General features: G+C 75.5%; 16 protein-coding genes. 10 read left to right on the top strand and 6 right to left on the bottom strand.

Going from position 1 to position 24,858, the window contains the following annotated elements:
• The 10 genes from ABZ836_RS28990 to ABZ836_RS28945 all read left to right on the top strand — a co-directional run bounded on the left by ABZ836_RS28990 (nt 1) and on the right by ABZ836_RS28945 (nt 10,969).
• Nucleotides 1-753 carry a GNAT family N-acetyltransferase gene (locus tag ABZ836_RS28990; RefSeq protein WP_356138809.1) on the top strand — a complete coding sequence of 251 codons (753 nt, stop codon included), beginning with the start codon at nt 1-3 and terminating at the stop codon, nt 751-753.
• A 48-nt stretch (nt 754-801) separates the two neighbouring features.
• Nucleotides 802-2,097 (top strand): ATP-grasp domain-containing protein, encoded by a 1,296-nt coding sequence (locus ABZ836_RS28985; protein WP_361147095.1) that lies wholly within the window; start codon nt 802-804, stop codon nt 2,095-2,097.
• A gap of 94 nt (nt 2,098-2,191) precedes the next feature.
• Nucleotides 2,192-2,563, top strand: coding sequence for a cupin domain-containing protein (locus ABZ836_RS28980; protein ID WP_356138813.1), 372 nt, complete (start codon nt 2,192-2,194; stop codon nt 2,561-2,563).
• On the top strand, nt 2,560-3,588 hold the full coding sequence (locus tag ABZ836_RS28975) for a histidinol-phosphate transaminase (RefSeq protein WP_356138815.1): 1,029 nt from the start codon (nt 2,560-2,562) through the stop codon (nt 3,586-3,588). Before ABZ836_RS28980 ends, ABZ836_RS28975 begins: the two co-directional genes overlap by 4 nt.
• Nucleotides 3,589-3,601: 13 nt before the next feature.
• Nucleotides 3,602-4,384: a GNAT family N-acetyltransferase gene (locus ABZ836_RS28970; RefSeq protein ID WP_356138816.1), complete on the top strand. Its 783-nt coding sequence runs from the start codon at nt 3,602-3,604 to the stop codon at nt 4,382-4,384.
• A gap of 83 nt (nt 4,385-4,467) precedes the next feature.
• On the top strand, nt 4,468-5,877 hold the full coding sequence (locus ABZ836_RS28965) for a lysine 2,3-aminomutase (protein WP_361147090.1): 1,410 nt from the start codon (nt 4,468-4,470) through the stop codon (nt 5,875-5,877).
• Nucleotides 5,874-7,010, top strand: a complete 1,137-nt coding sequence (locus ABZ836_RS28960) for an L-erythro-3,5-diaminohexanoate dehydrogenase (RefSeq protein ID WP_361147087.1) — start codon at nt 5,874-5,876, stop codon at nt 7,008-7,010. Before ABZ836_RS28965 ends, ABZ836_RS28960 begins: the two co-directional genes overlap by 4 nt.
• On the top strand, nt 7,007-8,581 hold the full coding sequence (locus ABZ836_RS28955) for a lysine 5,6-aminomutase subunit alpha (protein ID WP_361147084.1): 1,575 nt from the start codon (nt 7,007-7,009) through the stop codon (nt 8,579-8,581). The genes ABZ836_RS28960 and ABZ836_RS28955 overlap by 4 nt, the downstream gene beginning before the upstream one ends.
• A gap of 5 nt (nt 8,582-8,586) precedes the next feature.
• The gene (locus tag ABZ836_RS28950; protein ID WP_361147081.1) at nt 8,587-9,414 is read left to right on the top strand and encodes an OAM dimerization domain-containing protein; all 828 of its coding nucleotides are present in this window, start codon (nt 8,587-8,589) and stop codon (nt 9,412-9,414) included.
• Between the two features lie 31 nt (nt 9,415-9,445).
• Nucleotides 9,446-10,969, top strand: a complete 1,524-nt coding sequence (locus ABZ836_RS28945) for an amino acid adenylation domain-containing protein (RefSeq protein WP_356138823.1) — start codon at nt 9,446-9,448, stop codon at nt 10,967-10,969.
• A 47-nt stretch (nt 10,970-11,016) separates the two neighbouring features.
• On the opposite strand, the gene ABZ836_RS28940 is transcribed toward ABZ836_RS28945, so the two are convergent.
• The 6 genes from ABZ836_RS28940 to ABZ836_RS28915 form a co-directional block, all read right to left on the bottom strand.
• On the bottom strand, nt 11,017-13,101 hold the full coding sequence (locus tag ABZ836_RS28940) for a condensation domain-containing protein (RefSeq protein ID WP_361147077.1): 2,085 nt from the start codon (nt 13,099-13,101) through the stop codon (nt 11,017-11,019).
• Between the two features lie 254 nt (nt 13,102-13,355).
• A complete protein-coding gene (locus ABZ836_RS28935; RefSeq protein WP_356138826.1) occupies nt 13,356-14,243 on the bottom strand; it encodes a 4'-phosphopantetheinyl transferase superfamily protein in 888 nt (295 codons plus the stop codon).
• A gap of 68 nt (nt 14,244-14,311) precedes the next feature.
• Nucleotides 14,312-16,072: an acyl-CoA dehydrogenase gene (locus tag ABZ836_RS28930; protein WP_361147074.1), complete on the bottom strand. Its 1,761-nt coding sequence runs from the start codon at nt 16,070-16,072 to the stop codon at nt 14,312-14,314.
• 370 nt (nt 16,073-16,442) lie between these two features.
• Nucleotides 16,443-16,625 carry a DUF5302 domain-containing protein gene (locus tag ABZ836_RS28925; protein ID WP_356138830.1) on the bottom strand — a complete coding sequence of 61 codons (183 nt, stop codon included), beginning with the start codon at nt 16,623-16,625 and terminating at the stop codon, nt 16,443-16,445.
• Nucleotides 16,626-16,726: 101 nt separating this feature from the next.
• Entirely contained in the window at nt 16,727-18,274 is a 1,548-nt protein-coding gene (locus ABZ836_RS28920) for an MFS transporter (protein ID WP_361147071.1), read from the bottom strand.
• Between the two features lie 92 nt (nt 18,275-18,366).
• Nucleotides 18,367-24,810: a type I polyketide synthase gene (locus ABZ836_RS28915; protein ID WP_361147113.1), complete on the bottom strand. Its 6,444-nt coding sequence runs from the start codon at nt 24,808-24,810 to the stop codon at nt 18,367-18,369.
• Between the last annotated feature and the right edge of the window lie 48 nt (nt 24,811-24,858).

Genomic DNA, 24,858 nt, shown 5'->3' with positions numbered 1-24,858 from the left:
ATGCCGTACACCATGAACCACTGGCCGCTCACCGGCGTCCGGGCGCGCACCTCGCGCGTCGAGCTGCGCTGGCCCTCCCCGGAGGACCTCGACGCGCTCGCCGCGCGCGCGGTGGAAGGCGTGCACGCGCCCGGCTTCATGCCGTTCTTCTCTCAGTGGACGGACGGCACCCCCGAGGAGGTCGCCCACCGGGTGCTGCAGCGCCACTGGAACGCCATGGCGTCGTGGAGCCCGCAGGACTGGACGCTGTACCTGGTAGTCGTCCACGACGGCGAGGTGATCGGGTCGCAGAGCCTCGGGGCGCGGGACTTCGGCGTCAACCGCGAGGTGCTGCTGACGTCCTGGCTGTCGCTGGGGCGGCAGGGCGAAGGCCTGGGCGGGCACGCCCGGGCCGCCGCGCTGGAACTGGCCTTCACGGGGCTCGGGGCGGAGGAGGCGTTCTCCGTCGTCCGCCAGGGCAACGACGCCTCCCGCGGCGTGTGCCGCAAGTTCGGGTTCGAGCACGACGGCGTCCAGGTCAACGCCGTCCGGGGCGAACGGGTGGTCAGCGACCGCTTCCGGCTCGGCCGGCTCCGGTGGGCGGCCCACCGGAACATCGAGACCGAGGTGAGCGGCACCGGACCCGCCCTGCCCCTCTTCGGCGTGCGGGACCGGCCCGCGCCGGCCGGTGGGGCCGGCGTCCCGCGTACCCCCTTGGCCGACGTGCTCTCCGGCGTGCGCTACGCCGAGGAGTCCGACCTGCCGGCGCTCTGAACAGCCCCGTCCCCGCCCCTGCCGTCCGTCTCCGAAGGAAGTCCCGCCATGTCCGACCGTCCCGTCCTCGTCGTGATCTACGACGAGGGGTCCGCGACCGTGCTCGACGTCACCGAGGGCCTGGAGCCCCTGGGCGACGTGGTGCTGGCGCTGTGGCCCTCCCCGCACACGCGGACCGTTCAGTTGCTCGCCGAGGAACTGGTGCCCGTGGTCGTGCTGAGCGAGGACCCCGAGGTGTCGGCGCGGCTGCTGCGCGCCCACCGCCCGGACGCCGTCCTGACGTTCAGCGAGAAGAGGCTGCACGACACCGCGCGGCTCGCCGTCCGGCTGGGCCTCCCCTACCACTCGCCGGAGACGGTGGACCTGCTCCGGGACAAGCACGCGCAGCGGACCCGGCTGCGGGAGCACGGCGTGGACTCCGTGCGCCATCACCGGCTGGAGAGGCCCGCCGACTGGGAGCCGGCCCTCGCCGCGGTGGGGCTGCCCGCCGTGCTCAAGCCGGCCGGCGGCCTGGGCAGCCGCAGCACCCACCTCGTCGAGACCGCCGAGCAGGGCGCCGCGCTCGCCGCCGCGTTGCTGACGGGCGCCGACCCGGAACCGCTGGTGCTGGAGGAGTTCCTGCGGGGCCAGGACCGCGGGAGGTTCGGCGACTACGTGTCGGTGGAGTCGGCCGTCTCCGCGGGCGGGATCTCCCACTGGGCCGTCACCGGAAAGTTCCCGCTGTCGCCCCCGTTCCGGGAGACCGGGCAGCTGCGCCCGGCCGCACTGGCCGCCACCGAACGCGAGGACGTGCTCGCACTGGTCACCGCGGCGCTGCGGGCCCTGGGGGTGACCCGGGGAGTCACCCACACCGAGGTCAAGCTGACTTCTGACGGGCCGCGGATCATCGAGGTCAACGGGCGGCTGGGCGGCTGGCAGGTACAACTCGCCCGGCTCGCCGGGGACCTGGACCCCGTCACCCTGGCCGGGCGGGTCGCCCTCGGCGAGGACGTGTCGGACGTCCGCGCCCAGGACGAACAGGTGGTCTTCACCCGGTCGTTCCTGGCGCCCTACGAGGGCGGCACGTACGCGGGGGTGCAGGGCCTGCGCGCCGCCTCGGCCCTGGAGGGCGTGAAGCGGATCAACTGCCCCCACGCGCCCGGCGACCGGCTTCCCCCGGGCGTGCACACCTCCGAGGTCGGCTGGATGGAGGCGGTCGTCGCCGACCACGACGCCATGTTCCGGCTCGCCGAGCGGGTCGCCGAGGAACTGTCCTTCGTGGTGGAACCGCCGCGAGAGGCCCCTGAGGCACCGCGGGAGGAACCGGGAGCGGTGACGGCGCTCGCCGGCACGACGGCGCCCTGACCCCGTCCCGGCGGCTGCTCCACCGGCGCTCTATCCGGATCGGCCACGCTCTGCGGGAGCGTGAGCGATCCGGTCCGGAAGAGGAGAAGTCATCGTGGCAACCGCCGGCGTCCGCACCGACGTCCCGAAGTTCCTCCCCGTCGCGGGCCATCACGCGCCCGCGCCCTTCTACCTGACGGCGGACATGTTCGGCGGGGTCCCGGTGCAGCTCGCCGGCGGCCCCATCGACCACCTGGTGGGCAAACCCGTCGCCGACCCGCACCGCCACGAGGTGGCGGAGATCTACTTCCTCGTCTCCCCCAACCCGGGCGGCGCCCGCATCGAGGTGACCGTCGACGGCGAGACGCACCTGCTCGCCTCCCCGGCGCTGCTGCACGTCCCCGCCGGGGCCGAGCACCAGTTCCTCACCCTGGAGGCGGAACCGGGCAGCTACTGCTTCGGCATCCTGCTGGGGGACGCGGCGTGAGCGTGACCGCGGTCCGCGCGGAGCCGGCCCGGCTGCACCTGAGCGAGAGCCCGTACGGCGCCAGTCCCCTGGCACTGCGGGCCGCCCGGGACGCCCTGACGCCCACCGCCCGCTACCCCGACCCGGCCCGGCTCGACGTGGTCCGGGCCGTCGCCGCGCACAACGCGGTCGGCGAGGACCGGGTCGTGGTGGCCAACGGCAGCGACGAACTCGTCCTGCTGACCGCTCTGGCCCTGGGCGACCGCGGCCGCCCCGGTGTCACCACCGCCGGAACCTTCCCCGGCTACCGCGTCTGCCTCGAGGCGACCGGCCGCGGCTGCGAGGAGATCCCCCTCGACGGCACCCGGGTCGACGTCCGGGCCGTCGCCGCCGCGATGGAGCACGCCGGCCTCGTCCACCTGTGCCACCCGCACAACCCCAGCGGCGCCGTGCTCGGCCACGACGAACTCGAACTGCTCGTGGAGCGGGCCGCGGTGACCGGCACGCCCCTGGTGCTCGACGAGGCCTACCTCGAGTTCGCCCCGGCCGGCACCCCCCGGCTCTGCGACTACCTGGGCAGCGGCGCCCCGCTGCTGTCGCTGCGCACCTTCTCCAAGGCCCACGGCCTGGCCGCGCTGCGCGTCGGCTACGCCGTCGGCAGCCCCGACCTCACCGGCCGGCTGCGCGCCGCGCAGGGCACGATGCCGTTCAGCGTGAACGCCGTGGCGCAGGCCGCGGCCGTCGCCGCGCTCGAGGACACGGACCACATTCCGCTGGTGCGGCGCGAGAACGCGCTGCGCCGGGCCGCGTTCCGCGCTGAGCTGGAGCGCCGGGGCCGGCGGTCGCTGCCATCCGCGACGAACTTCGTGGCGGTCCCGGTGAGCGACTCGGCGACCGCCGAGCGGCTGCTCGCCGAGGAGCACGGAATCCTCGTCCGGGACGCCGGCCGGTTCGGCTTCCCCGGTCACCTGCGGATCTCCCTCGGCCCGCAGGAGGACCTGGAGCGACTCCTCGACGCCCTCGACGGCATCGACCCGCTCCCCTGACCGGGCGCCGCCGGTGCCCGGGCCGCCCACGGCACGGGCGCGGCGGCGGCCTCCACCGCCCGGGGCCGCGGGGCCGCCGGCGCGAACGCAACCAGCAGGAGAAACACACATGACGCACGCAGTCATCGTCAGCACCCACCGGCAGTACGCGGTGTGGCCGAGCCGGTCGCCGCTGCCCGCCGGCTGGGAGACCACCGGCTGGACCGGGACCGAGCAGTCCTGCCTCGACCGGGTGGCCGAGGTGTGGTCCGACGGCCGGCCCGAGGCCGTCGCCCGGATCGCCGCCGAGGACGCCGCCCGGCCCGCGCCGCAGCTGCTGACGACCGACCGGCTGTGGCTGCGGGAGGCGCTGCCCGAGGAGGCCCGCGAGATCACCGACGGCGCGACGTGCGGCCTGTCCTGGGTGGGAGGCGCGCCGAGCGCCGAGACCCGGGTGGCCGCCCGGATGCTCGTGCGGGCCGAGGACGCGGGCGCGCACCTGCCCGGCTGGGGCATGTACCTGCTGATGAGGACCGAGGACGCCGCGGTGGTCGGCGCCATGGGCTTCCACGGCCCGCCCGCCGACGGATCGGTGGAAATCGGCTTCGACCTGGCCGAGGCCGCCCGGGGCCACGGCTACGCCACCGAGGCGCTGCGGGAGCTGGCCCGCTGGGCGCGGTCCCGCCCCGGCGTGAGCACCGTCGTGGCCACCACCACCGAGGACAACCACGCCTCGCGGGCGGTCATCGAGCGCGCCGGCTTCACCCGGATGCCCGACGGCGACGACGGGTCGCTGGTGTACCGCTTCGCCCACTGAAACGACCGGCGGGCGCGTCCTCGCGCCCGCGGCCGGACCACCGACTGACCGGCGTGACGCCGGAGGAATCGAGGAGCAGGGTGTTGTCCCGTTCACCCGGGGCCGGGACCGTCCCCGCAGACGCCGTCGCCGACCCCCTTCCGCAGCCGTACGCCTACCGCCGCCACCAGGCGGTCGAGCCGGACTGGCAGCGCTTTCCCGGCTGGCGGGACGTCACCGAGGCCCAGTGGCGCGACGCGCAGTGGCAGCGCGCCCACTGCGTCAAGGGCGTCGAGGAGTTGCGCGCGGTCGCCGGCAGCGGTCTGTCGGACGCGTTCTACGCCGACCTGGCCGCCGATCAGCGCCTGCACGCCACCATGCCCGTGCTGTTGACCCCGCACGTGCTCAACACGTTCGCGCCCGGCGAGCCCGTCGACACCGCGGCCTGGTACGCGGACCCGGTCCGCCGGTACATGCTCCCCGTCGCCTCCGACCGGCAGCCCTCCTGGCCCAGCCACCCCCTGGCGTCCCGCGACTCGCTGCACGAGGCGGAGATGTGGACGGTGGAGGGCCTGACGCACCGCTACCCGACGAAGGTGCTGGCCGAACTGGTCACGACGTGCCCGCAGTACTGCGGTCACTGCACCCGCATGGACCTCGTCGGAACGTCGACGCCGCAGGTCACCAAGTACCGGTTCGTGCTGCGCCCCGCGGACCGGCTGGACCGCATGATCGAGTACCTGCGGGCCACGCCGTCCGTGCGGGACGTGGTGGTCTCCGGCGGCGACGTCGCCAACGTTCCCTGGCCCCGGCTGGCCGCGTTCGTCGACCGGCTGCTGGAACTCGACTCGGTGCGCGACATCCGCCTGGCCAGCAAGGGCCTGATCGGGCTGCCCCAGCACTGGCTCGCGCCACGGGTCCTGGAGGGCGTCGCCGAACTGTCGGCGAAGGCGCGCGAGCGGGGAGTGTCCCTGGCCCTGCACACCCACGCCAACGCGGCGCAGCAGGTCACCCCGCTGGTCGCCGAGGCGTCCCGGGCGCTGCTGGCGGCGGGACTGCGCGACGTGCGCAACCAGGGGGTGCTGCTTGAAGGGGTGAACGCCACGCCCGAGGCGCTCCTCGACCTGTGCTTCGCGCTGCTCGACTCGGCGGGCGTGGTGCCGTACTACTTCTACCTCTGCGACATGATCCCCGGCGCCGAGCACTGGCGGCTGCCGCTGGCGCGGGCGCAGAGCCTGCAGCGCTCGATCATGGGATACCTGCCGGGGTTCGCCACCCCCCGGCTGGTGTGCGACGTGCCGTACGTCGGCAAGCGGTGGGTCGACCAGGCCGACGGCTACGACCGGCGGCGCGGCATCTCCTCCTGGAGCAAGAACTACCGGACCACCGTCGAGCACGACGACCCGGCCGCGCTGGACCGCGTGCACCACTACTACGACCCGATCCACACCCTGCCCGAGGAAGGGCGGCTGTGGTGGACCAGCGCCCGTGCCCTCGTCGGAGCGGCGTCGTGACCGCGGCGACCGCGACCGCGACGGCCGCGACGGTGTCGGCGCCGGCGACCGCCACGGCGTCGGTGACGGCCGCGGCCCCGGTGACGTCGTCCGGCCTGGGTCTGCACCGGGTCCTCGCCCCCGCCGGGGCGCTGCCCCAGGGGGCGCTGCGCCTGGACCCCGACCCGCGGATCGGCGCCGACGAGGTCCGCGTCGACGTGACCTGCCTCAACCTCGACGCCGCCTCGTTCCGGCAGCTGCGCGAGGCCCACGGGGGCGACCCGCGGGCGCTGCGGGACGCGGTGTGCGCGATCGTGCGGGACCGCGGCAAGATGCACAACCCGGTCACCGGGTCGGGCGGCATGCTGATCGGCACCGTCGCCGAGGTCGGCCCGGACTCGCCGCTGGGGCTGCGGCCGGGAGACCGGATCGCCACCCTGGTGTCGCTGACCCTGACCCCGCTGGAGATCACCGACGGGCTGCGCGACTGGGACGGGCTCGGCGAGCGGGTCCCGGCACGCGGCCACGCCATCCTCTTCGGCCGGTCGGTGGCGGCGGTGCTGCCCGACGACCTGCCCGACGACCTGGTCCTGTCGGTGCTCGACGTGTGCGGCGCGCCGGCGCTGACCGAACGGATCGTCCGCTCCCGCGCGCGCGAGGGCTCCGCGCCCTCCGTGCTGGTGCTGGGCGCGTCCGGCAAGTCGGGCTCCCTGACGCTGGCGGCCGCCCGGCGGGCCGGCGCCGCACGGGTCACGGGGGTCGTGCCGGACGCCGCCGAGGCGCGGGCGCTCGCCGCGAGCGGGCTGGCGGACGAGACGGTGTGCGCCGACGCCCGTGACGCGCTCGCCGTGCACGCGCTGCTCGGCGAGGGCGGCGAACACGACGTCACCGTGGTCTGCACCGACGTCGGCGGCTGCGAGCACGCGGCCGTCCTGGCCACCCGCGACGGCGGCACGGTGGTGTTCTTCTCCATGGCGACGTCGTTCCCGGCGGCGGCGCTCGGCGCCGAGGGACTGGGCCGTGACGTCACCCTCCTCATCGGCAACGGCTACCTGCCCGGGCACAGCGACCTCGCCCTGCGGCTGGTGCGTGAGGTGCCCGGGGTGCGCGCCCTGTTCGACCGCGCGGCCGGCCGCCGGGGAGCCACGCCGTGACCGCGCCCGTCGCCGCGACGCCGGCGAAACTCGGGCTGGACGGCGCCACGGTCGCCCGGGCGCGGACACTGGCCGAACGGGCCGGCCACCCCATGGTGGAACTGGCCCGGTCGCACACCACCGTCTCGGTGGAGCGGGCGACGCTGCGCCTGGCCGGGCTGGACGGCGCCGACGCCGAAGGCATCCCCTGGGTGAACCGCCTCGTCGACGGGGTCGTGGACGCCGTCGGCCTGGAGCACGGCGTGTGCCTGCCGGTGTGGGACGCGCTGCGCACCGGCCGCTACCGGAACCTGACCGAACTGGCCGCCCGGGCCGCCGCCCGCGACGTGCCCTTCCGCGTCCCCGAGGGCGCCGACGCCGAAGCGGCCGCGCTCGCGGCCCGCCGGGCGGTCGCCGGCGGGATCCGGGCGATCGACGGGCAGCGCGCCGAACGGGACCGCAGGGCGGGCCGGCTGGGCGACCCGCCCGCGCCGTGGATCTACCTGATCGTGGCGACCGGCGACATCTACGAGGACATCCGGCAGGCCCGGGCCGCCGCACGCGGCGGCGCCGACGTGATCGCCGTGATCCGCTCCACCGGGCAGTCCCTGCTGGACTACGTGCCCGAGGGCGCCACCCGCGAGGGATACGCGGGCACCTACGCCACGCGGGAGAACTTCCGGCTGATGCGGGCCGCGCTCGACGACGTGTCCGAGGAACTGGGCCGGTACGTCCGGCTCACCAACTACGCGTCCGGGCTGTGCATGCCGGAGATCGCCGCACTGGCCGGCCTGGAGCGGCTGGACATGATGCTCAACGACTCCATGTACGGCATCCTCTTCCGCGACATCAACCCGGTGCGCACCTTCGTCGACCAGCGCTTCTCCCGCCAGTTGCACGCCCGGGCGGGCATCGTCATCAACACCGGCGAGGACAACTACCTCACCACCGCCGACGCGGTGGAGGCCGCCCACACGGTCACCGCGAGCCAGCTGCTCAACGAGTACTTCGCCACCGAGGCCGGCCTGACGGCGGGACAGATGGGCCTGGGCCACGCCTTCGAGATCGACCCGGACCGGCCGGAGTCGTTCCGCCTGGAACTCGCGCACGCCCTGCTGGCCCGCGAGCTCTTCCCCGACGCGCCGCTGAAGTGGATGCCGCCGACCAAGCACATGACCGGGGACATCTTCCGCGGCCACCTCCTGAACGGCTTCTTCAACCTGGCGGGAACGCTCACCGGGCAGAGCATCCTCCTGGTCGGCATGATGACCGAGGCCGTCGTCACCCCGTTCCTGTCCGACCGCGACCTCGCGCTGGGCAACGTCCGCTACGTGCTCGGCGCCGCCGGCTCGCTCGCCGAGGACTTCCGCCCGCCCCGGGACGGCTTCATCGTCCGGCGGGCGCACCAGGTGCTCGACGAGGCCGTCACCCTGCTCGAGGACATCTGCGAACGGGGCCTGCTGGACGCCATCGCCCGCGGCGCCTTCGGCGGCATGCGCCGCCCCGCGTCCGGCGGGCGGGGCGCGGAGGGCGTGGTCGCCCGGGCACCCGGATACCGCAACCCGGCCGTCGAGATTCTGGAAGGAACGTGAGCTCCATGGACGTCGAGCGCACCGACCGGGACGGGACCGCCGCGCGTGCCGACGCACCGCGCGCGACCGGATCCGTCCGCCCCTACGGCGACACCCCCGACGACGGCATGGTCCAGGTGTCGTTCACGCTGCCCCTGCCGCACGGCCCGCTGGCCGAGGGCGCCGCGCTGCGCCTGGCCCGCCGCATGGGCATCGAACGCCCCCTGCTGGTGCACGGCAAGCCCGTCGGCGGCGACCGGTTCAGCTTCTTCGTCGTCTACGGGCCCGTGGCGCACGCCGTGGACCTGGACGAGGTGGTGGTGGCCGAGCGCGACTACCCGCTGCTGTCGGTCAAGGAGGTCGACGCGGCCGTACGGGAGCGGCTCGGCCGCAGGCTGGTGGTGGTGGGCGCGTGCGTCGGCACCGACGCGCACACCGTCGGCATCGACGCGATCCTCAACATCAAGGGCTTCGCGGGCGAGAAGGGCCTGGAGGCCTACCAGGAGATGCGCGTGGTCAACCTGGGGGCGCAGGTGCCGGTCGGCGACCTGGTGCGCCGGGCCCGCGCCGAGGGCGCGGACGCCGTACTGGTCTCCCAGGCCGTCACCCAGCGGGACGCGCACCTGACCAACGTCCGCGAACTGAGCGCGGAACTGCGGGTGGAGTTCGCCGAGCGGGAACGCCCGCTGCTGGTGGTGGGCGGGCCCCGCTTCGACCCGGCCTCGGCCGCCGCGCTGGGCGCGGACCGCATCTTCGGCCGGGGCACCACGCCGGGCGACGTGGCCAGCTACCTGGCGCACGCGCTGCCGCGGACCGCCCAGGCCCCTGCGGCGCTCGCGGAGAGCTCCGCATGACCAGGCGCACCCCGCCCGACAGGAGGACCTGATGGACGCCACCACCCCCGCCCCCGCCGACCGTCTCGACACCCGGTTCGCGGCCGTCGCGGCACGCAACGCCGCCCGCACCGCCGTGTCCGACGCCGAGGGCGAGGCGACCTATCTGGAACTGGAGTGGCTCGCCGACGACATCGCCCGCAGACTGCGGGGCCGCGCGGGCCCCGGCCGGCTGGTGGCGCTGCGCGCGGCCCGCAGCCGGTACGCGCCCGCGGCCGTGATCGGCATCCTGCGGTCCGGGGCGGCCTACCTGCCGGTCGACCCCGCCTACCCGCAGGCCCGCCAGGAGTACCTGCTGCGGGACTCCGGCACGGAACTCGTGCTGTCCGACTGCGGCCTGCTGCCGGGCGAGACGCCGGTCGCCCAGGCCGGCCGGTACGTCCTGGCGACCCGCGCGGCGGACCACGGCGACGCGGACGGGCCGCCCCGGCTGCCGGAGGACACCGCCTACGTCATCTACACGTCCGGGTCGACCGGCGACCCCAAGGGCTGCATGGTGGGCCACGCCCAGGTGCTGGCACTGCTGGACGCGGCGATCCCCCTGCTGGAGACCGGCCCCGACGACGTGTGGACGCTGTTCCACTCCCTGAGCTTCGACTTCAGCGTGTGGGAGCTGTGGGGCCCCCTGCTGTACGGCGGCCGGCTGGTCGTCGTCGACCGGGAGGCGGCCACCGACCCGCTGGAGTTCGCGCTGCTGCTGGCGTCCCGGCGGGTCACCGTCCTCAACCAGGTGCCGTCCGCGTTCGGCAACCTCGTCGCCGAGGCCGTCGCCGAGAAGGTGCGGCTGCCCGAGCTGCGCCGGGTCGTCTTCGGCGGGGAGGCGCTGGTCCCGGCCGACGTGCGCGCCTGGTGGGCGGCGGGCACCGCCCCGAACGCCCGGCTGGTCAACATGTACGGGATCACCGAGACCACCGTGCACGTCACCTGGTGCCCGCTGGACGAGGCGGTGCTCGACGAGGCGACGGCCGGCCGCACACCGGTGGGCCGCCCGCTGCCGCACCTGTCGGTGTCGCTGCGCGACGCGCAGGGCCGGCCCGTGCCGGCGGGCGAGCCCGGTGAGATGTGGGTGTGCGGCACCGGCGTCAGCCACGGCTACCTCGGGCGCCCCGAACTGACGGCCGGCCGGTTCGTCCGGGCCGACGACGGCACGGGCCCGCACTACCGCAGCGGCGACTGGGCGGTGGCCGGAGAACAAGGGCGGCTGTACTACGCGGGCCGCCAGGACGGCCAGGTGAAGCTGCGCGGGTTCCGCATCGAACTGGGTGAGATCGAGGCCGCGCTGCGCGCCGTGCCCGGTGTCTCGGGCGCGGCCTGCGTGGTGACACGCGACGCGCACGGTGAGCAGTCGCTGACCGCGTACGTGGTGGCGGACCGTGGGACGGTGCCGGGGACGGCGGTGCGGCAGGCCCTCGGCGAGCGGCTGCCGGCGCACATGCTGCCGCAGCGCGTGTGCCACCTGGACCGGCTCCCGGTGACGGCGCACGGCAAGCTGGACCGGGCGGCGCTCGCCGCGTAGCGCCCGCGGGCCGACCGGTGAGGGCCGGAGCCGTCGGGCTCCGGCCCTCACCGCTGCGAGCCGCCGTCGCGGGCGCAGGTCCGCGCCGCCGCGGTCTCGAGCGTCCTGGCCAGCTCCTCGGCGCCGGCCGCGGTGCCGGAGACGACGAGCGCGGGCGTGCGGCCGCCGGCGGCCGCGACCAGCCGGGCGGTCTCGTACGCGGTGGCCCCGCTGCCGGAGAAGCCGAAGACGGCGACGACCCGGCCGTCGTCCGCCAGGGTGCGCACCGCCTGCCGGAGGATGTGCGGGTCGCCGGCGTCCGGGTGCAGCAGGAGCACGGCCTCGGGGCCGCGGTAGGCCCCGGCGAGGCGGTCGTAGAGGGACCGCGGAACCCCGGCGCCACGGACCAGGCAGACGGTGTCGGTGCCGGGCCCGCCGGCGGTGCGCAGCACCTCGAGCGGCGGCGCGGGCGGGGCGGACGGCCGGACGCGCGGCGTCGGCGGAGGCGTCGTGGTCGCACCGGTGGCGGCCGCCGTGGACAGCAGGCGCAGGACATCGGCGACGGTCGTGGTGTCGGCCTCCGTGTAGGGCAGCTCGGACAGCAGCAGGGCGCTCGCCGCGAGGAGGTCCGCGACGCCCGGCAGACGGGAGGGGGCGTAGGTCGCGGTCAGGACGAGGCTGCCGTCCGGTTCGTGGTGGGCGGCGAGGGTGAGCGGGAGCGTCGTCAGCGCCGCGAGGGTGTCGGGCGGGCCGACGCGCACGCCCTCACCGGCGAGCGCCTCCGTCACGGAGTCCGGGTGGCGGGGCAGCGACGCGAAGACCAGCAGGCCGCCGTCGTCGGCGGGATCCGTGACGTCCTCCGGGCGCGCCCAGGCGCGGACCTGCCCCGGGGACGCCCACGCGTAGGCCGTCATGTCCAGGACCCGGTCGCGCACCTCGGTGAGGAGCGTCGCCACGGTGGTGAACGGGTCGACGTCGACGCACAGCGGCAGCGTGGTGCGCAGCGGGGCGGGCATGTTCTCCACGCCGTCGAGGAGGACGCCGCGCCCGTCCGCGCCGATCCGGAAGCTCACCGGGGCGGCGCCCCGCGCGCCCCGCGCCCGGTACAGCAGCACCGCCCACACGGCCTGCAGCGCGACGCTCTCGGTGCCGCCCCAGCGTGTCGCCCAGGCGTGCAGCCGTGCGGCCCGGTCCGCGGGCAGCCGCAGCCGGACGTGCTCCGGGGCCGCGTGCGGGGGCCCGGCCGGCCCGGTGGCGAGGGGCGGCACGTGGGCGGAGGCGTCGGCGGTCCGCGCGACCCGGGCCCAGTGGTCGCGGGCGGGGCCGGTGTCGTGCCGGCCGAGCCACGCGGTGTAGTCCGGCAGGCCGGGCCGGCGCTCCCCGCCGGGGAGACGGCCGTGCGCCAGGTAGGCGCGGTAGAACTCGCGCAGCAGCAGGCGCGCGCCGAAACCGTCCAGCAGGGCGTGGTGGTAGGTGAGCAGCACCCGGGCGGGATGCGCGCCGTGCGGGAGGCCCGGCGCCATGACGGTCACGCGCAGGGCGGCGCCGGGCCTGCGGGGGTCCACGCCGTCACGGCGGTCGGTCTCCACCAGGTCGGCCCAGGCGGTGGACGCGGCGGGCAGGAACCGGACGTCCGCGGTGACGTGTTCGTGCACGGTGAGCAGCGGTTCCGGGCCGTCGTCGAAGGCGGTGCGGAGCACGCTCTCGCGGTCGGTGACGCTCTGCCAGGAGGCGCGGAACCGCGCGGTGTCCAGCGGCCCGTGCCAGGACAGCGTGAGCTGCTCGACGTGCAGGCCGGGGCGGGCGTCCGCCTCGGCGAGGAGCTCCTGCTGCAGCGGGGTCGGCGGGACGCGCGGGGAGCCAGGGGAGGCTGCCGCGGGGCGGGTGAGCAGGTCGGCGAGGAGGCCGACGGGGTAGGCGTCGCAGGCCGTCAGGCAGAGCGTGTGGTGACCCGGGCCGTGGTGCTCGATGCGGTGGCCGGGGGCGGCGGGCGCGTGGACGGCGGCGTGGTCGAGGGCGGCCTCGATCCGGGCCCGGTCCAGCGGGCCGCGCAGTTCGAGGGCCGTCTCCCGGTGCGGTGGCCGGCCGAGGTCGGCGAGGACCGTCGCCACCTCGTCGGACGGCGGAGGCCATACGTGGCGGGCGGCGGTCATGGGTTCGGGGGCACGGCTGTGCGGAGCCGCGCGAACGGCGTGCGGTGGGCACGGCGGGCTCTGCGCGCGAGCCTCGCGAACGCGTGGAAGACTGCGGCGGCCCCCTTCCCTCCCTCTGTGTGAGAGCGCCCGACGAGTATGGTCGCGGCCACCCGCAAACCCCTGACACGGTGCTGACACCGCGCTGGTGCGCGACTCGTGCGGGAACCCGCCGGCCTGCCTGGACAGCGCCTGGAACCGTTCCGACGCCGTGCTCAGCCGTCCGGGCCGGTGAGCAGACCGGTCACCGCGCTCAGGAAGCCCTCGTCGAGCATGGTGCGGGGAGAGGTGTCGCGGGAGGTGTCCAGGCCGGCGTCGTGGCAGGCGACGCTGACGAGGTAGCGGTCCAGGACGCGGTGGGTGGCGAAGGACCACTCGCCACGGGAGGCGGGGCGCCCGTCGGGCGCCAGCAGCCCCCCTCCGCCGACGCCGAAGCCGAACTCGTTGAAGGACAGCCGCAGTCCCTGCCCGAGCGCCTTGGTGTAGGCCTCCTTCAGGGTCCACAGCCGCAGCAGTTCGGCGGTGCGCCGGTCCTCGGGCAGGTCCTGGAGCTCGGCCCGCTCGGCGGGGCTGCAGATGTGCTGCTGGAGGAGGTCGAAGGACAGGGTCCGGTCGGCGGGTTCGGCGTCGACGCCGATGCGGCCGTTGCGGCTGACGCCGACGGCGATCAGGTCGTCGGTGTGGGTGAGGCTCACGTCGATCTGGTCGAGTCCGCGCAGGTAGGGCCTGCCTCCGATGCGGTAGGCCAGGTCCAGCTCGGCCGGCTCGGCGCCCAGGGCGGCGGCCGCCGTGTACTTGGTGGCCATCCGCGAGGTGACGAACCGGAGCCGGACCAGGGGATCGCTCAGCCGCCGGTAGCGCGGCCAGTCCCGGCCGAGCAGGGGGCGCAGCGCGGTGTCGGTGACGGCCGCGCCGAGCCATTCGCCCCAGGTCGTGTGGACGACGGCGTTGCCCCGCAGCTCCATGGCGTCGCGGACCCGGTCCCAGGGGCCGTGCGGGCCGCCGACGTGGGTCGGTTCGGCGATGCGGCCGGCGCCGGCCGGCCGGGCGCCCGGCTCGGTGCGGCCCGGTCCCCGGACGTCCGTGCGGATCGGTCCCGTCACGCTGTCTCCCCCTTTCGTGGTGCGCCACGCGGCCGCCGCGGCCGGTGGTGGTGCCGGAGTCGGACCGGTCACTGTGCGAGGAGCGTGGCGTCGAGGTCGAAGCTGTGCCCGCTCCGGTAGCGGCGGATCAGTTCGTCCAGCACCTGCCGGGTGCACTCGTCGGGCACGTCGGGCACCGGGATGCCCAGCCGGGCCCCGATGCGGGAGAGGGCGAGCACGGCCCACGCCGCGTCCGCGAGGAAGGGGTCGGTGCCGTCCTGCGCCTCCCAGACGCCGAGGACCGCGGCGGCGCCCACGATCAGGCTGTACCGGTCGCTGAGGACGCACAGCGCGGCGGTGTCGGCTCCCGCCGCGCCGGCGGGCGGCAGCCCGCGGCAGGCGTCGCGCAGGGCGCGCAGCTCCGCGGTGAACGCCTCGGCCAGCTGCGCCAGGGCGGCGATCCGGCCGCCGACACCACGGGCGGCGGCCAGCCGGTCGGTGGAGGCTACGAGGGAGGCGGCCATGAAGTCGCCGCCGCCCGCGATGCCCAGGGCGGTGTAGTCCAGCGGCGGCAGCAGCGGACCGCCGCGGAACAGCTCCGGCGGGGGCTCCTGCTCGGCGAACCACGCGTGCTCGGCGAGCCAGGGGAGCTGGGGGACGATCACGGCCTGGCAGGAGGCGGTTCCGGCGTGGCCCAGTCCGGCGACCGGCAGGTCGCGGACGAGCTTGCCCAGGGCGCCGTACTCCGGGCTGTCGTGCTGGTAGCCGCGACCGCCGAGCACGGTGGCGAGCTCCTCCAGGTTCTCCCGGAGCAGGTCGGGCACCGCGTACTTCACGGCCGCCGCCAGGACGTGGGCACGGTCCGGCAGCAGGCCCAGGGCGCGCAGGGCGACGGTCGCCATGCTGTCGCAGGCCAGCAGGTCGGCGAAGACTCCCGTGAGGGCCTTGTGCCAGCGGCGGGCGACCGGGCCGGTGCGGCCGGTGGTCGCCGCGCGGACGGCGGAGCGCAGGACGGTGTCCGCGGCGGCGACCACGACACCGCAGATCAGGCTCCGGTTCACCTGGAAGGTGCGCAGCGCCAGGGTGACGCCGTCGCCGACGCCGCCGACGAGGGCGTCGGCGGGGACGTACCGCCCGGTGAACTCCAGGCCGGAGAACAGCGCCCCCCGCATGCCCGTCGTCTCCACGCGGGACAGGTGGCGGACCGCGCCGGGGCCGGCCTCCGCGGGGTCCAGGAGGAACACCGAGTGGCTGCGCGGCCCGCGCGCGGGGTCGGTGCGGGCGTAGACGACCTGGGCGTCGGCGCGGGAGGCGTTGATGATGACCTCCTTGCGGCCGTGGAGCCGGTGGCCGCCGTCCTCCGCCGGGCGGGCGGTGAACTCGTCGCGCAGGATCGCGTTGGCGTGGGCGAGCTCGTGGTGGAGGATCGCGGCGCGCCCGCCGCCGAGCAGCACGTCCGCCAGATCGCGGCGCTGGGCGGAGGTGCCGGCGGCCCACACCGCGCCGGTGGCGAAGAGCGAGGTGATGCCGTGTCCGAAGCCGAGGGCGACGTCACGGCGGAAGACCGGGCGCAGCGCGCGGGCGAGCAGGTCGGCGCGGGTGAGCAGGCCGCCCTCCTCCGCCGGCACGAACTCGGCCGCGAGGCCGGTTCCGGAGAGCAGCTCCTCCGTCGCGGCGGGCGGGGTGCGCCGGCCGTCGGCGGCGAACAGGGCGCCCAGTCCGTGCGGGTTGGCCGGGTCGTAGGGATCGCCGAGGAGGGCTTCGAGCCGGTCCGCGCGGGCCCGCGCGTCCGCCTCCCAGCGGCCCTGCGGGGCGACCGGTGCCTTGACGGTCTCGGCGATGGCAGACATGGCGACGGTGGTCAGCTCCTCGGTCCCGGACGTTCCTGTCGCGCCCTTGCGCACGACTGTGGTGCCCGCCGCTCGTGAAGCACTGGAGCCGTGCTCGAGACCCGCTCCCCGTCCGCCGGGGGCAATTCCACGGTCCTGACGGAAAACCGCTGTTGGAGACGGCCCGTTCGTGCGTTTATCAAGTCGTTCACGAGTGTTTCTCGAGCAGTTCCGGAGCATTCCGGGACCGCATCGCGAACCGGACGAGGAGATAACCCTGGAAGAACAAGGGGAGAGCTGGGGCAGCGCGAGGGGCAAACGGGAAAAAGGGCTGCCCGCGGCCCCCCGGAAAGGGGGACCGCGGGCAGCCCGCGCGTCGTGCCGTGCGCCGTCAGCCGGTCTTGCGGCGGATGAAGCGCTTCTTGCCGGCCGGTCCGCTCATGCCCTTGACCTTCAGGCGGCCTTCCTCGTGCGCCTGCTTGGCCTGGCTGGCCCTGCTCTTGCGCTCCAGGGCCTCACGGAATTTGCGCTGGACCTCGGTCTCCTGGGCATTGGTGTCGGGCGTCTCCGCCATACAGGACCTCCTGTGGGGGTTTCTTCATTTCTTCCGATCAGGCTGGCACAGATAACTGACGCCCGCCGCACCGGAGTTTTCGGGGAGGGGAGAAATTCGGCCTAGACCCGGTCGGCCGCGACACCGCCCACGGCGGCGGGCTCCCGCTCGGCGGACCGGGCGGTGTCCGCGGTGTCGGGGCCGGCCTCGGGCTCGGCCTTCTTGCGGCCGGGCAGCAGCGGGCTGAGCACCGCGACCAGGACGAAGACGCCCGCGTTGTACCAGAGGGTGGCGGCGGTGGCGTCGCTGAAGCGCTGGGCCCGGTCGGGGCCCGTGCCGGACCCGGAGAGGCTGAAGAAGATGACGCCGACGACGGCGATGCCGACGGCGGTGCCGAACTGGATGAGCGCGTTGACGACGCCCGATCCGGCGCCGGCGTCCTGCGGCGGGACGTCGCCGAGCACGACGTTGGTCAGGATCGGCGAGCACAGGCCCATGCCGAGGCCCACGACCAGCTCGGCCCCGGCGAGCTGCAGCCAGGTCAGGTCGGGTCCCTGGATGTGGTTCAGCGCGATCATCAGCAGCGTCCCGAGGGCCATGATCGAGGTGCCGATGGCGACGTACACCCGCCCGTTGGCGGTGCCCTTGCGCCAGGCGATCTGGAAGGTCGCCATGATGCCGATCGGGAAGGCCACGGTCACCAGGGCGGTGCGCAGCGCGGACCAGCCGAGACCCAGCTGCATCTGGTAGGTCAGGACCAGGAAGAACGACGTGATGCCGGAGAAGGCGAGCATCACCACGAACACGCCCGCGGTGAAGGAGCGGTGCCGGAACAGGGTGGGCGGCACCAGGGCCGACCCGTCCTTGGCGTGCCGGCGCCGCTGGTAGAGGGCGAACGGCACCAGGAGCACCAACGCACCGCCCATGACGGCGAACATCCAGCCGGGCCAGCCCTGCTCACGGCCCTGCACCAGCGGGTACATCAGGCCGAGCGCCGCCAGGCTGAGCAGGAAGACGCCCGGGACGTCCAGCCGTGTCGCCTGTTCGGATTTGCTCTCGGGCAGGCACCACAGGGCCAGGCCGACGGCCAGGATCCCGAAGGGGATGTTGATCAGGAAGATCGCGCGCCAGCCCAGCCCCAGCAGGTCGAGATCCGTGAGGATGCCTCCCAGCAGCGGTCCGGCGACGCCGCCGAGCCCGAGGACCGCGCCCATCATGGAGAACGCGACGACCCAGTCCTTCTGCTCGAACGTCGTCATGATGACCGACATGACCTGCGGGACCATCAGCGCGGCCATGACGCCCTGCAGCAGGCGGCCGGTCACCAGCACGCCCGGCGAGGCGGCCACGCCGCACATCACGGAGGCGAGCGTGAACCCGATGACGCCGGCGATGAACAGCCGCTTGCGCCCGTAGATGTCGCCGAGGCGGCCACCGGTGATCAGGAAGACCGCGAAGGCCAGGGCGTAGCCCGCCAGGGTCCACTGCGCGGTGGCGAAGTCCGCGCCCAGCTCGCGCTGGATGTCGGGGAGGGCGACGGTCACGATCGTCGAGTCGACGTTGTCCAGGAAGGCGGCGAGCAGCACCACGGCGAGAGCCACCCATTTGCGGCGCGAGGGCGCCTGCTCGGGGCGCGGCTCCCGCACCGCCGCGGTCTCTGTCGTTGTCACTGTCACTTGATCAACTCCTGTGGAACGGTTCCGGTGGGGGGATGCGGGCCGGGGTCCGCGTCCTGCGGGCCCCGGCGAGTGCGAGGACGGCGTCAGACGCCGCCGAGAATGGAGTCGAGGGCCTCGTCCATCTCCTCCTCGGTCAGTTCTTCCGCGGCGCGCAGGGCGTTGCCGGCGCCGCCGGCGGGCGGGGCCTCGGCGGGGCGGGCCAGGTCCAGCAGCCGGTCGAGCAGTCCGCTCTGCCGCAGCTGGTCGGCGGTGACACGGTCCAGGGCCCAGCGGGCCGCCCGCGCCGGGTCGGCGGGCGGGGTGTCGTCACGGACCGGCTCGGCGGGGGTGAGCCGGGTGTCCAGGAAGTCGGCGATCGCCCGGGGCGTCGGGTAGTCGAACGCGAGGGTGCTGGGCAGGGCGACCTGGGTGTGCTTGGCGATGCGGTTCTTCAGCTCGACGGCCATCAGCGAGTCCCAGCCGAACTCGCGCATCGGCTTGTCCTGCGGGACGGCCGCGGACAGGCCGAGCACCGCGGTGACCTCCTGCTGCACGAACTTCCGCAGGGCCACGGCGCGCTCCTCGCCCGGCAGGTCCGACAGCCGCTCGCGCAGCCCCGAGGCGTGCTCCGCCGTCGGCGCCGCCTGGCGGGGGCCGGTGCGCACCAGCCCGCGGAGCATCGCGGGCAGGCGCTCGGCGCCGGCCCGCTGGAGCGCCCCGAGGTCGAGCGGGGCGGGCACCAGGTGCGGTTCGGGCCGCCGCAGGGCCGCGTCCAGCAGGGCGAGGCCCTCGGCGACGGTCATGGCGCGGGCTCCCGTGCGGCGCATCCGGGCCAGCTCCGCCTCGCCCAGCCGCGAGGTGAGGCCCCCGCCGTCCTGGGCCCACAGGCCCCAGGCGAGGCTGACGCCCGCGAGTCCGCGCCGGCGCCGGTGCGCGGCGAGGGCGTCGAGGAAGGCGTTGGCGGCGCCGTAGTTGCCCTGGCCGGGCGAGCCCAGCGTGCCGGCCACCGAGGAGAACAGCACGAACAGGGCAAGGTCGCACTCCCGCGTCAGCTCGTGCAGGTGCCAGGCGCCGTCCGCCTTCGGGGCGAGGACCGCCTCGAACCGTTCCGCGGTCTGGTTGCGCAGCACGCCGTCGTCGGTGACGGCCGCCAGGTGCACCACGCCGGTCAGCGGATGCCCGGGATCCACCGCGGCCAGGACGCGGGCGGCGTCCTCGCGGACGGCGACGTCGCAGGCCTCGACCCGCACGGACCGGGCTCCGGCCGCCTCCAGTTCGCGGACCAGTTCGGCCGCGCCCGGCGCCCGCGGTCCGCGGCGGGACGTCAGCACGAGGTGCTGGACGCCGTGTTCCGCGACCAGGTGGAGCGCCACCTCCCGGCCCAGGTCGCCGGTGCCGCCGGTGACGAGCACCGTGCCCTCCGGGTCGAGCACCCGGGGCGCGGTGAGCACCAGCTTGCCGGTGTGCCGGCCCTGCGCCATGTGACGGAAGGCGGCGGGCGCCTCCCGCACGTCGTGGGCGAGGTACGGGAGCGGCACGACGGCGCCGTCGGCCAGCAGCGCGGACACCTCCGCCAGCAGCCGCTGCAGGTGTTCCGGCTCCAGCGACATCAGGTCGAAGGCGCTGTAGGCGACGCCGGGATGGGCGGCGGCCACCTCCCGCGGGTCACGGATGTCGGTCTTGCCCATCTCCAGGAACCGGCCGCCGCGCGGCAGGAGCCGCAGCGAGGCGTCGGTGAACTCGCCCGCCAGCGAGTTCAGCACCACGTCGACCCCGGTCCCGCCGGTGGCCTCCAGCCACCGCTGCTCGAACGAGGTGTCGCGGGAGGACGCGATCCGCCCGGGCGGCAGGCCGAGCTCGGCGAGGGCCGGCCACTTGGGGGCGCTGGCCGTGCCGTAGACCTCGGCCCCCAGGTGGTGGGCGAGCTGCACGGCGGCCATGCCGACACCGCCGGCGGCGGCGTGCACCAGCAGCTTCTCCCCGGGGCGCAGCCCGCCGAGCTCGGTGAGCGCGTAGTGGGCCGTGAGGAAGGCCAGCGGAACGGTCGCCCCCTGCTCGAAGGTCAGCGTCCCGGGCAGCCGGGTCATCAGCCGTCCGTCGCCGCGCACCTCGGTGCCGAACGCGCCGAGCGCCAGGCCCATGGCCCGGTCGCCGGGCCGCAGATGCGTCACCGCCGAGCCCGTCTCCAGGACGACGCCCGCGAACTCCAGGCCCAGGGCGGGAGTGGCGACCATGCCGAGGGCGTTGAGCACGTCGCGGAAGTTCATGCCGGAGGCCCGCACCGCGACGCGCACCTCGTGCTCCCCGAGCGGCTCCGGACCGCCCGCCGGGACCAGTTCGAGACTGTCGATGCTGCCCTTCTCGCGGATGTCCAGCCGCCAGGGGCCGTCCGTCGCGGGCGGCTCGAGGGTGCCCGCGCCGCGCGCCGCGGTCCGGCGCGCGGGCACGAGCCGCGGGGCGAACACGGCCGTGCCCCGCACCGCGAGTTCCGGCTCGTCGTCCAGGGTCAGCACGGCGGCCAGCAGGTCGGCGGGCGCGCCGGCGCCGAGCCCGGCGCCGTCCACGTCGACCAGCCGCACCACCCGGTCGGGGTGCTCACCGCGCACGGCCCTCACCAGGCCCCACAAGGGGGAGGCGCCCAGGGAGCCGACGGCGTCCTCGGGACGGGCGGCGACCGCGTCACGGGTCAGCCAGACCACCGTGGCCGCCGGCGCGTCCTCGGCCAGCAGCCGCTGCAGCACGCCGAGCGCGTCGACCGCCACCTTCCGCACGGCCGTTCCGGGATCCGCCGCGGTCCCACCCGTGGCGTCGACCACGATCAGCCGCGGGACCTCGCCCGACGCCAGCAGCGCGTCGACGTCCGCGTGACGCGGCACGCCCAGCGCGTCGGCCACCGTGCCGTCGGAGCCGACCACGACGGCGCCCACCGGCAGCTCGGCGGCGGGCGGGTCCACCGGCTGGAAGTCGACGCGGTACAGGTCGTCCGGGGCGTCGGGGGCCGCCACGCGCAGCTGGTCCGCGGTGGCCTGCTGCACCCGGAGCCCCACGGCGTGCAGCACCGGCTCGCCGGCCGGGTCGGTGGCCAGCAGCGTCACCTGGCGGCCGCCCGCCTCGTCCGCCCCCGTCACCTCCAGGCGCACCCGCAACTCGGTGCCGCCCGTCGCGAACAGGGTCACGCCGGTCCACGCGAACGGCAGCAGGACGGTGTCCTCCGGCCGGTCACCGGTGTCCACACCCGCGAGGACGTGCAGGGCCGCGTCCAGCAGCGCCGGATGGACGCCGAAGCCGTCCGTGTCGGCGCGCTGCTCCTCGGGCAGGACGACCCGGCCGTAGGCGACCGTGCCGCTCCGGGCGAGGGAGGCCAGCCCGCGGAACGCGGGCCCGTAGTGCAGCCCTTGCGCGCCGAGCGTGTCGTAGAAGCCGTCCAGCGGCACGGACTCGGTGCCGGGCACCGGCCAGTCCCGCAGTTCGGCGAGCCCGTCGAGGGCGCCGTCCGGCACCCCGTCGGTCAGCTCACCGGTCGCGTGCGTCGTCCAGGCGCCCGGCTCGGCGGAGCTCTCGGGCTGGCTGAAGATCGTGAGGGAGCGCCGGCCGTCGTCGTCGGGCGCGCCCACCTTCACCTGGATCCGCACCGGCGTGTCCGGGGTCAGCACGAAGGGCTTCCCCAGGGTGAGTTCCCCGACGCCGGACGCGCCCGCGGCACGGGCCGCGGCGAGCGCCAGGTCGAGCAGCCCGGTACCGGGGACGAGGACGGAGCCGAAGACGGCGTGGTCCCGCAGCCAGCCGTGCTCGGCCGGCACCAGCCGTCCCGACAGCAGGTGCCCCTCGCCGTCCGCCTGGGCGACGACCGCCGCCAGCCAGGGGTGGTCGGCGGGCGCCAGGCCCGCCTGCCGCGCGTCGCGCAGACCGGTGCGGGCGGGGCGGAGCCAGAAACGCTCGCGCTGGAAGGCGTACGTCGGCAGGTCCACCGGCGTGCCCTCCGGCAGCGCCCGCTCCCAGGCGATCTCCTGCCCGGACACGTGCAGCGCACCCGCCGCCCGCACCAGCGCCCGCACCTCGTCCACGGCCTCGCCGGGCGAACGGGGGGCGCGCTGGGAGGCGACGAACACCGCGTCCTCGCCGCCGCAGGCCGCGCCCATGGCCGACAGCACCGCCGCCGGGCCGCATTCCAGGTACCGGCCGACACCGGACGACTCGAGCGAGCGCACCGCGTCCAGGAACCGCACCGCGTCCCGCACCTGCCGTGCCCAGTAGCCCGGGTCCGACAACTCCTCCGCCGACGCCGGGGCGCCGGTGACGGTGGAGACCAGGACGGTCCGCGGGGCGTGGAAGACGCAGGAGGCGGCGACCTCCTCGTACGCGGCCAGCATCGCGTCCATGTGCGGCGAGTGGAACGCGTGCGACACGTCCAGGCGCCGCGTGCGCCGCCCGGCACCGGTGAAGTGCTCCACCACCCGCTCCACCGCGGCCGTGTCACCGCTGACGACGGTCTGCGCGGGCCCGTTGAGCCCGGCCACCGACACGCGGCCCTCGACCGAGGCCAGGACCTCGAGGACCTCCGGCTCCGACGCCTCGACCGAGGCCATCGCGCCGCCCCGCTCGCAGGCCTGCATCAGCCGGCCCCGCGCCGCCACCAGCCGCGCCGCGTCCGCCAGGTCCAGCACCCCGGCCACGTGCGCCGCGGCCAGCTCACCGACCGAGTGCCCGGCCACCGCCGCCGGCGCGACGCCCCAGGCCTGCCACAGCCGGAACAGCGCCACCTCCAGCGCGAACAGCGCCGGCTGCGTGAACTCCGTCTCGTGCACCAGCGCCGCGTCGGCGCTGTCCGCGGCGGCGAACACGACGTCGGTCAGCGGCCGCGACAGGTGCGGGTCCAGCGCCGTGCAGATCTCGTCGAACGCCTCCCGGTACACGCGGAACGCCGCGTACAGGTCGCGGCCCATCCCCACGCGCTGGCTGCCCTGGCCGGTGAACAGCACCGCCAGATCCCCCTGGGCGGCGGCACCCTCCACCAGGTCCGGATGCGCCCGCCCCTCCGCCAGCGCCCGCAGCGCCCCGGCCAGGGCCGCGGTGTCCGCGGCGACGACGCTCGCCCGCGTCTCGAAGTGGGCGCGGTGCCGGGCGGCCGTGACCGCCACGTCGGCGATGGGCGTCCGCGGGTGCCGTGCCAGCCAGTCGGCCCAGCGGCCCGCCTGCTCGCGCAGGGCGGCCTCGTCCCGGCCGGAGACCACCACCGGCAGCGGGGTGCCGTCGTCCGTCTTCGGGTCCGGAAGCTCCGCGGTGGGCGGCTCCTCCAGCACCACGTGGGCGTTGGTGCCGCTCAGCCCGAACGACGACACGCCCGCGCGGCGGACGCGCTCCGCGTCCCGCTCCCAGGGGCGGGCCTCGCCGAGCAGGGCGAGGCCGCTGCCCTCCCACTCGATGTGCGGGCTCGGCTCGGCGGCGTACAGGGTCTTCGGCAGGGTCCCGTGCTGAAGGGCCAGGACCATCTTCATCACGCCGACGACTCCGGCGGCGGCCTGCGCGTGCCCGAGGTTGGACTTCGAGGAGCCCAGCCACAGCGGGCGCTCCTCCGGACGTCCCGGCCCGAAGACCTCGGCCAGGGCGCCGGCCTCGATCGGGTCGCCCAGCGGGGTGCCGGTGCCGTGCGCCTCGACGGCGTCGATGTCCGCCGGCGAGAGCCGGGAGGCCGCGAGGGCCTCTTCCACGACGCGCTGCTGCGACGGCCCGTTCGGGGCGGTCAGGCCCTGGCTGCGACCGTCCTGGTTCACCGCCGAACCCCGCACGACGGCCATGATCCGGTCGCCGTCCCGCTCGGCCGCCGAGAGACGCTTCAGCACGAGAATGCCGCAGCCGTCCGACCATCCGGCGCCGTCCGCCAGCGCGGAGAACGACTTGCAGCGCCCGTCCGGCGCCATGCCCTTCAGCCGGGAGAACTCCACCATCAGACGCGGAGTGCTCATGACCGTCACTCCGCCCACCAGGGCGAGCTCGCACTCCCCCTGACGCAGCGCGGTGCTCGCCAGGTGCAGTGCGACCAGCGAGGAGGAGCACGCCGTGTCGATCGTGACGGCGGGGCCCTGCAGGCCCAGCGCGTAGGCCACCCGGCCGGACACCACACTGGCGGCGTTGCCCGTGCTGACGTAGCCGTCGAAGGCGTCCAGCTCGCGGCCCTGCTCGCCGTAGTCGGAGCTCATCGCCCCGAGGTAGACACCGGTCCTGCTCTCGCTCAGCGACCCGGGCCGGATGCCCGCGCGCTCCAGGGCCTCCCAGGACGCCTCCAGGACGAGCCGCTGCTGCGGGTCCATCGACAGCGCCTCACGCTGGGAGATCCCGAAGAACGCCGCGTCGAAGCCCTCGACGTCGTGGATGAAGCCGCCCTCGCGGGCGTAGCTCTTGCCGACGGCCTCCGGGTCCGGGTCGTACACGTCGAGGTCCGCCCAGCGCGGCGGCAGCCCGCCGACCGCGTCGCCACCCGCCGCGAGGAGTTCCCAGAAGGCTTCCGGGGTGTTGATCCCGCCGGGCAGTCGGCAGGCCATGGAGACGATGGCGATGGGTTCGTCGGGGGTTCTGGTGGGTTTGCGGGTGGTGGTGCG

This window comes from Streptomyces sp. NPDC047130 (genome assembly GCF_040643475.1).
GTDB lineage: Bacteria > Actinomycetota > Actinomycetes > Streptomycetales > Streptomycetaceae > Streptomyces.
Note: the sequence above shows the minus strand (reverse complement) of the source record. Positions and strands in the feature narration are given on the sequence as shown.

What these genes read in the sequence shown, in the direction of transcription:
- ABZ836_RS28990 (WP_356138809.1), top strand. Translation starts at nt 1, where the DNA reads ATGCCGTACACCATGAACCACTGGCCGCTCACCGGCGTCCGGGCGCGC.
- ABZ836_RS28985 (WP_361147095.1), top strand. Translation starts at nt 802, where the DNA reads ATGTCCGACCGTCCCGTCCTCGTCGTGATCTACGACGAGGGGTCCGCG.
- ABZ836_RS28950 (WP_361147081.1), top strand. Translation starts at nt 8,587, where the DNA reads ATGGACGTCGAGCGCACCGACCGGGACGGGACCGCCGCGCGTGCCGAC.
- ABZ836_RS28945 (WP_356138823.1), top strand. Translation starts at nt 9,446, where the DNA reads ATGGACGCCACCACCCCCGCCCCCGCCGACCGTCTCGACACCCGGTTC.
- ABZ836_RS28940 (WP_361147077.1), bottom strand. Translation starts at nt 13,101, where the DNA reads ATGACCGCCGCCCGCCACGTATGGCCTCCGCCGTCCGACGAGGTGGCG.
- ABZ836_RS28930 (WP_361147074.1), bottom strand. Translation starts at nt 16,072, where the DNA reads ATGTCTGCCATCGCCGAGACCGTCAAGGCACCGGTCGCCCCGCAGGGC.
- ABZ836_RS28925 (WP_356138830.1), bottom strand. Translation starts at nt 16,625, where the DNA reads ATGGCGGAGACGCCCGACACCAATGCCCAGGAGACCGAGGTCCAGCGC.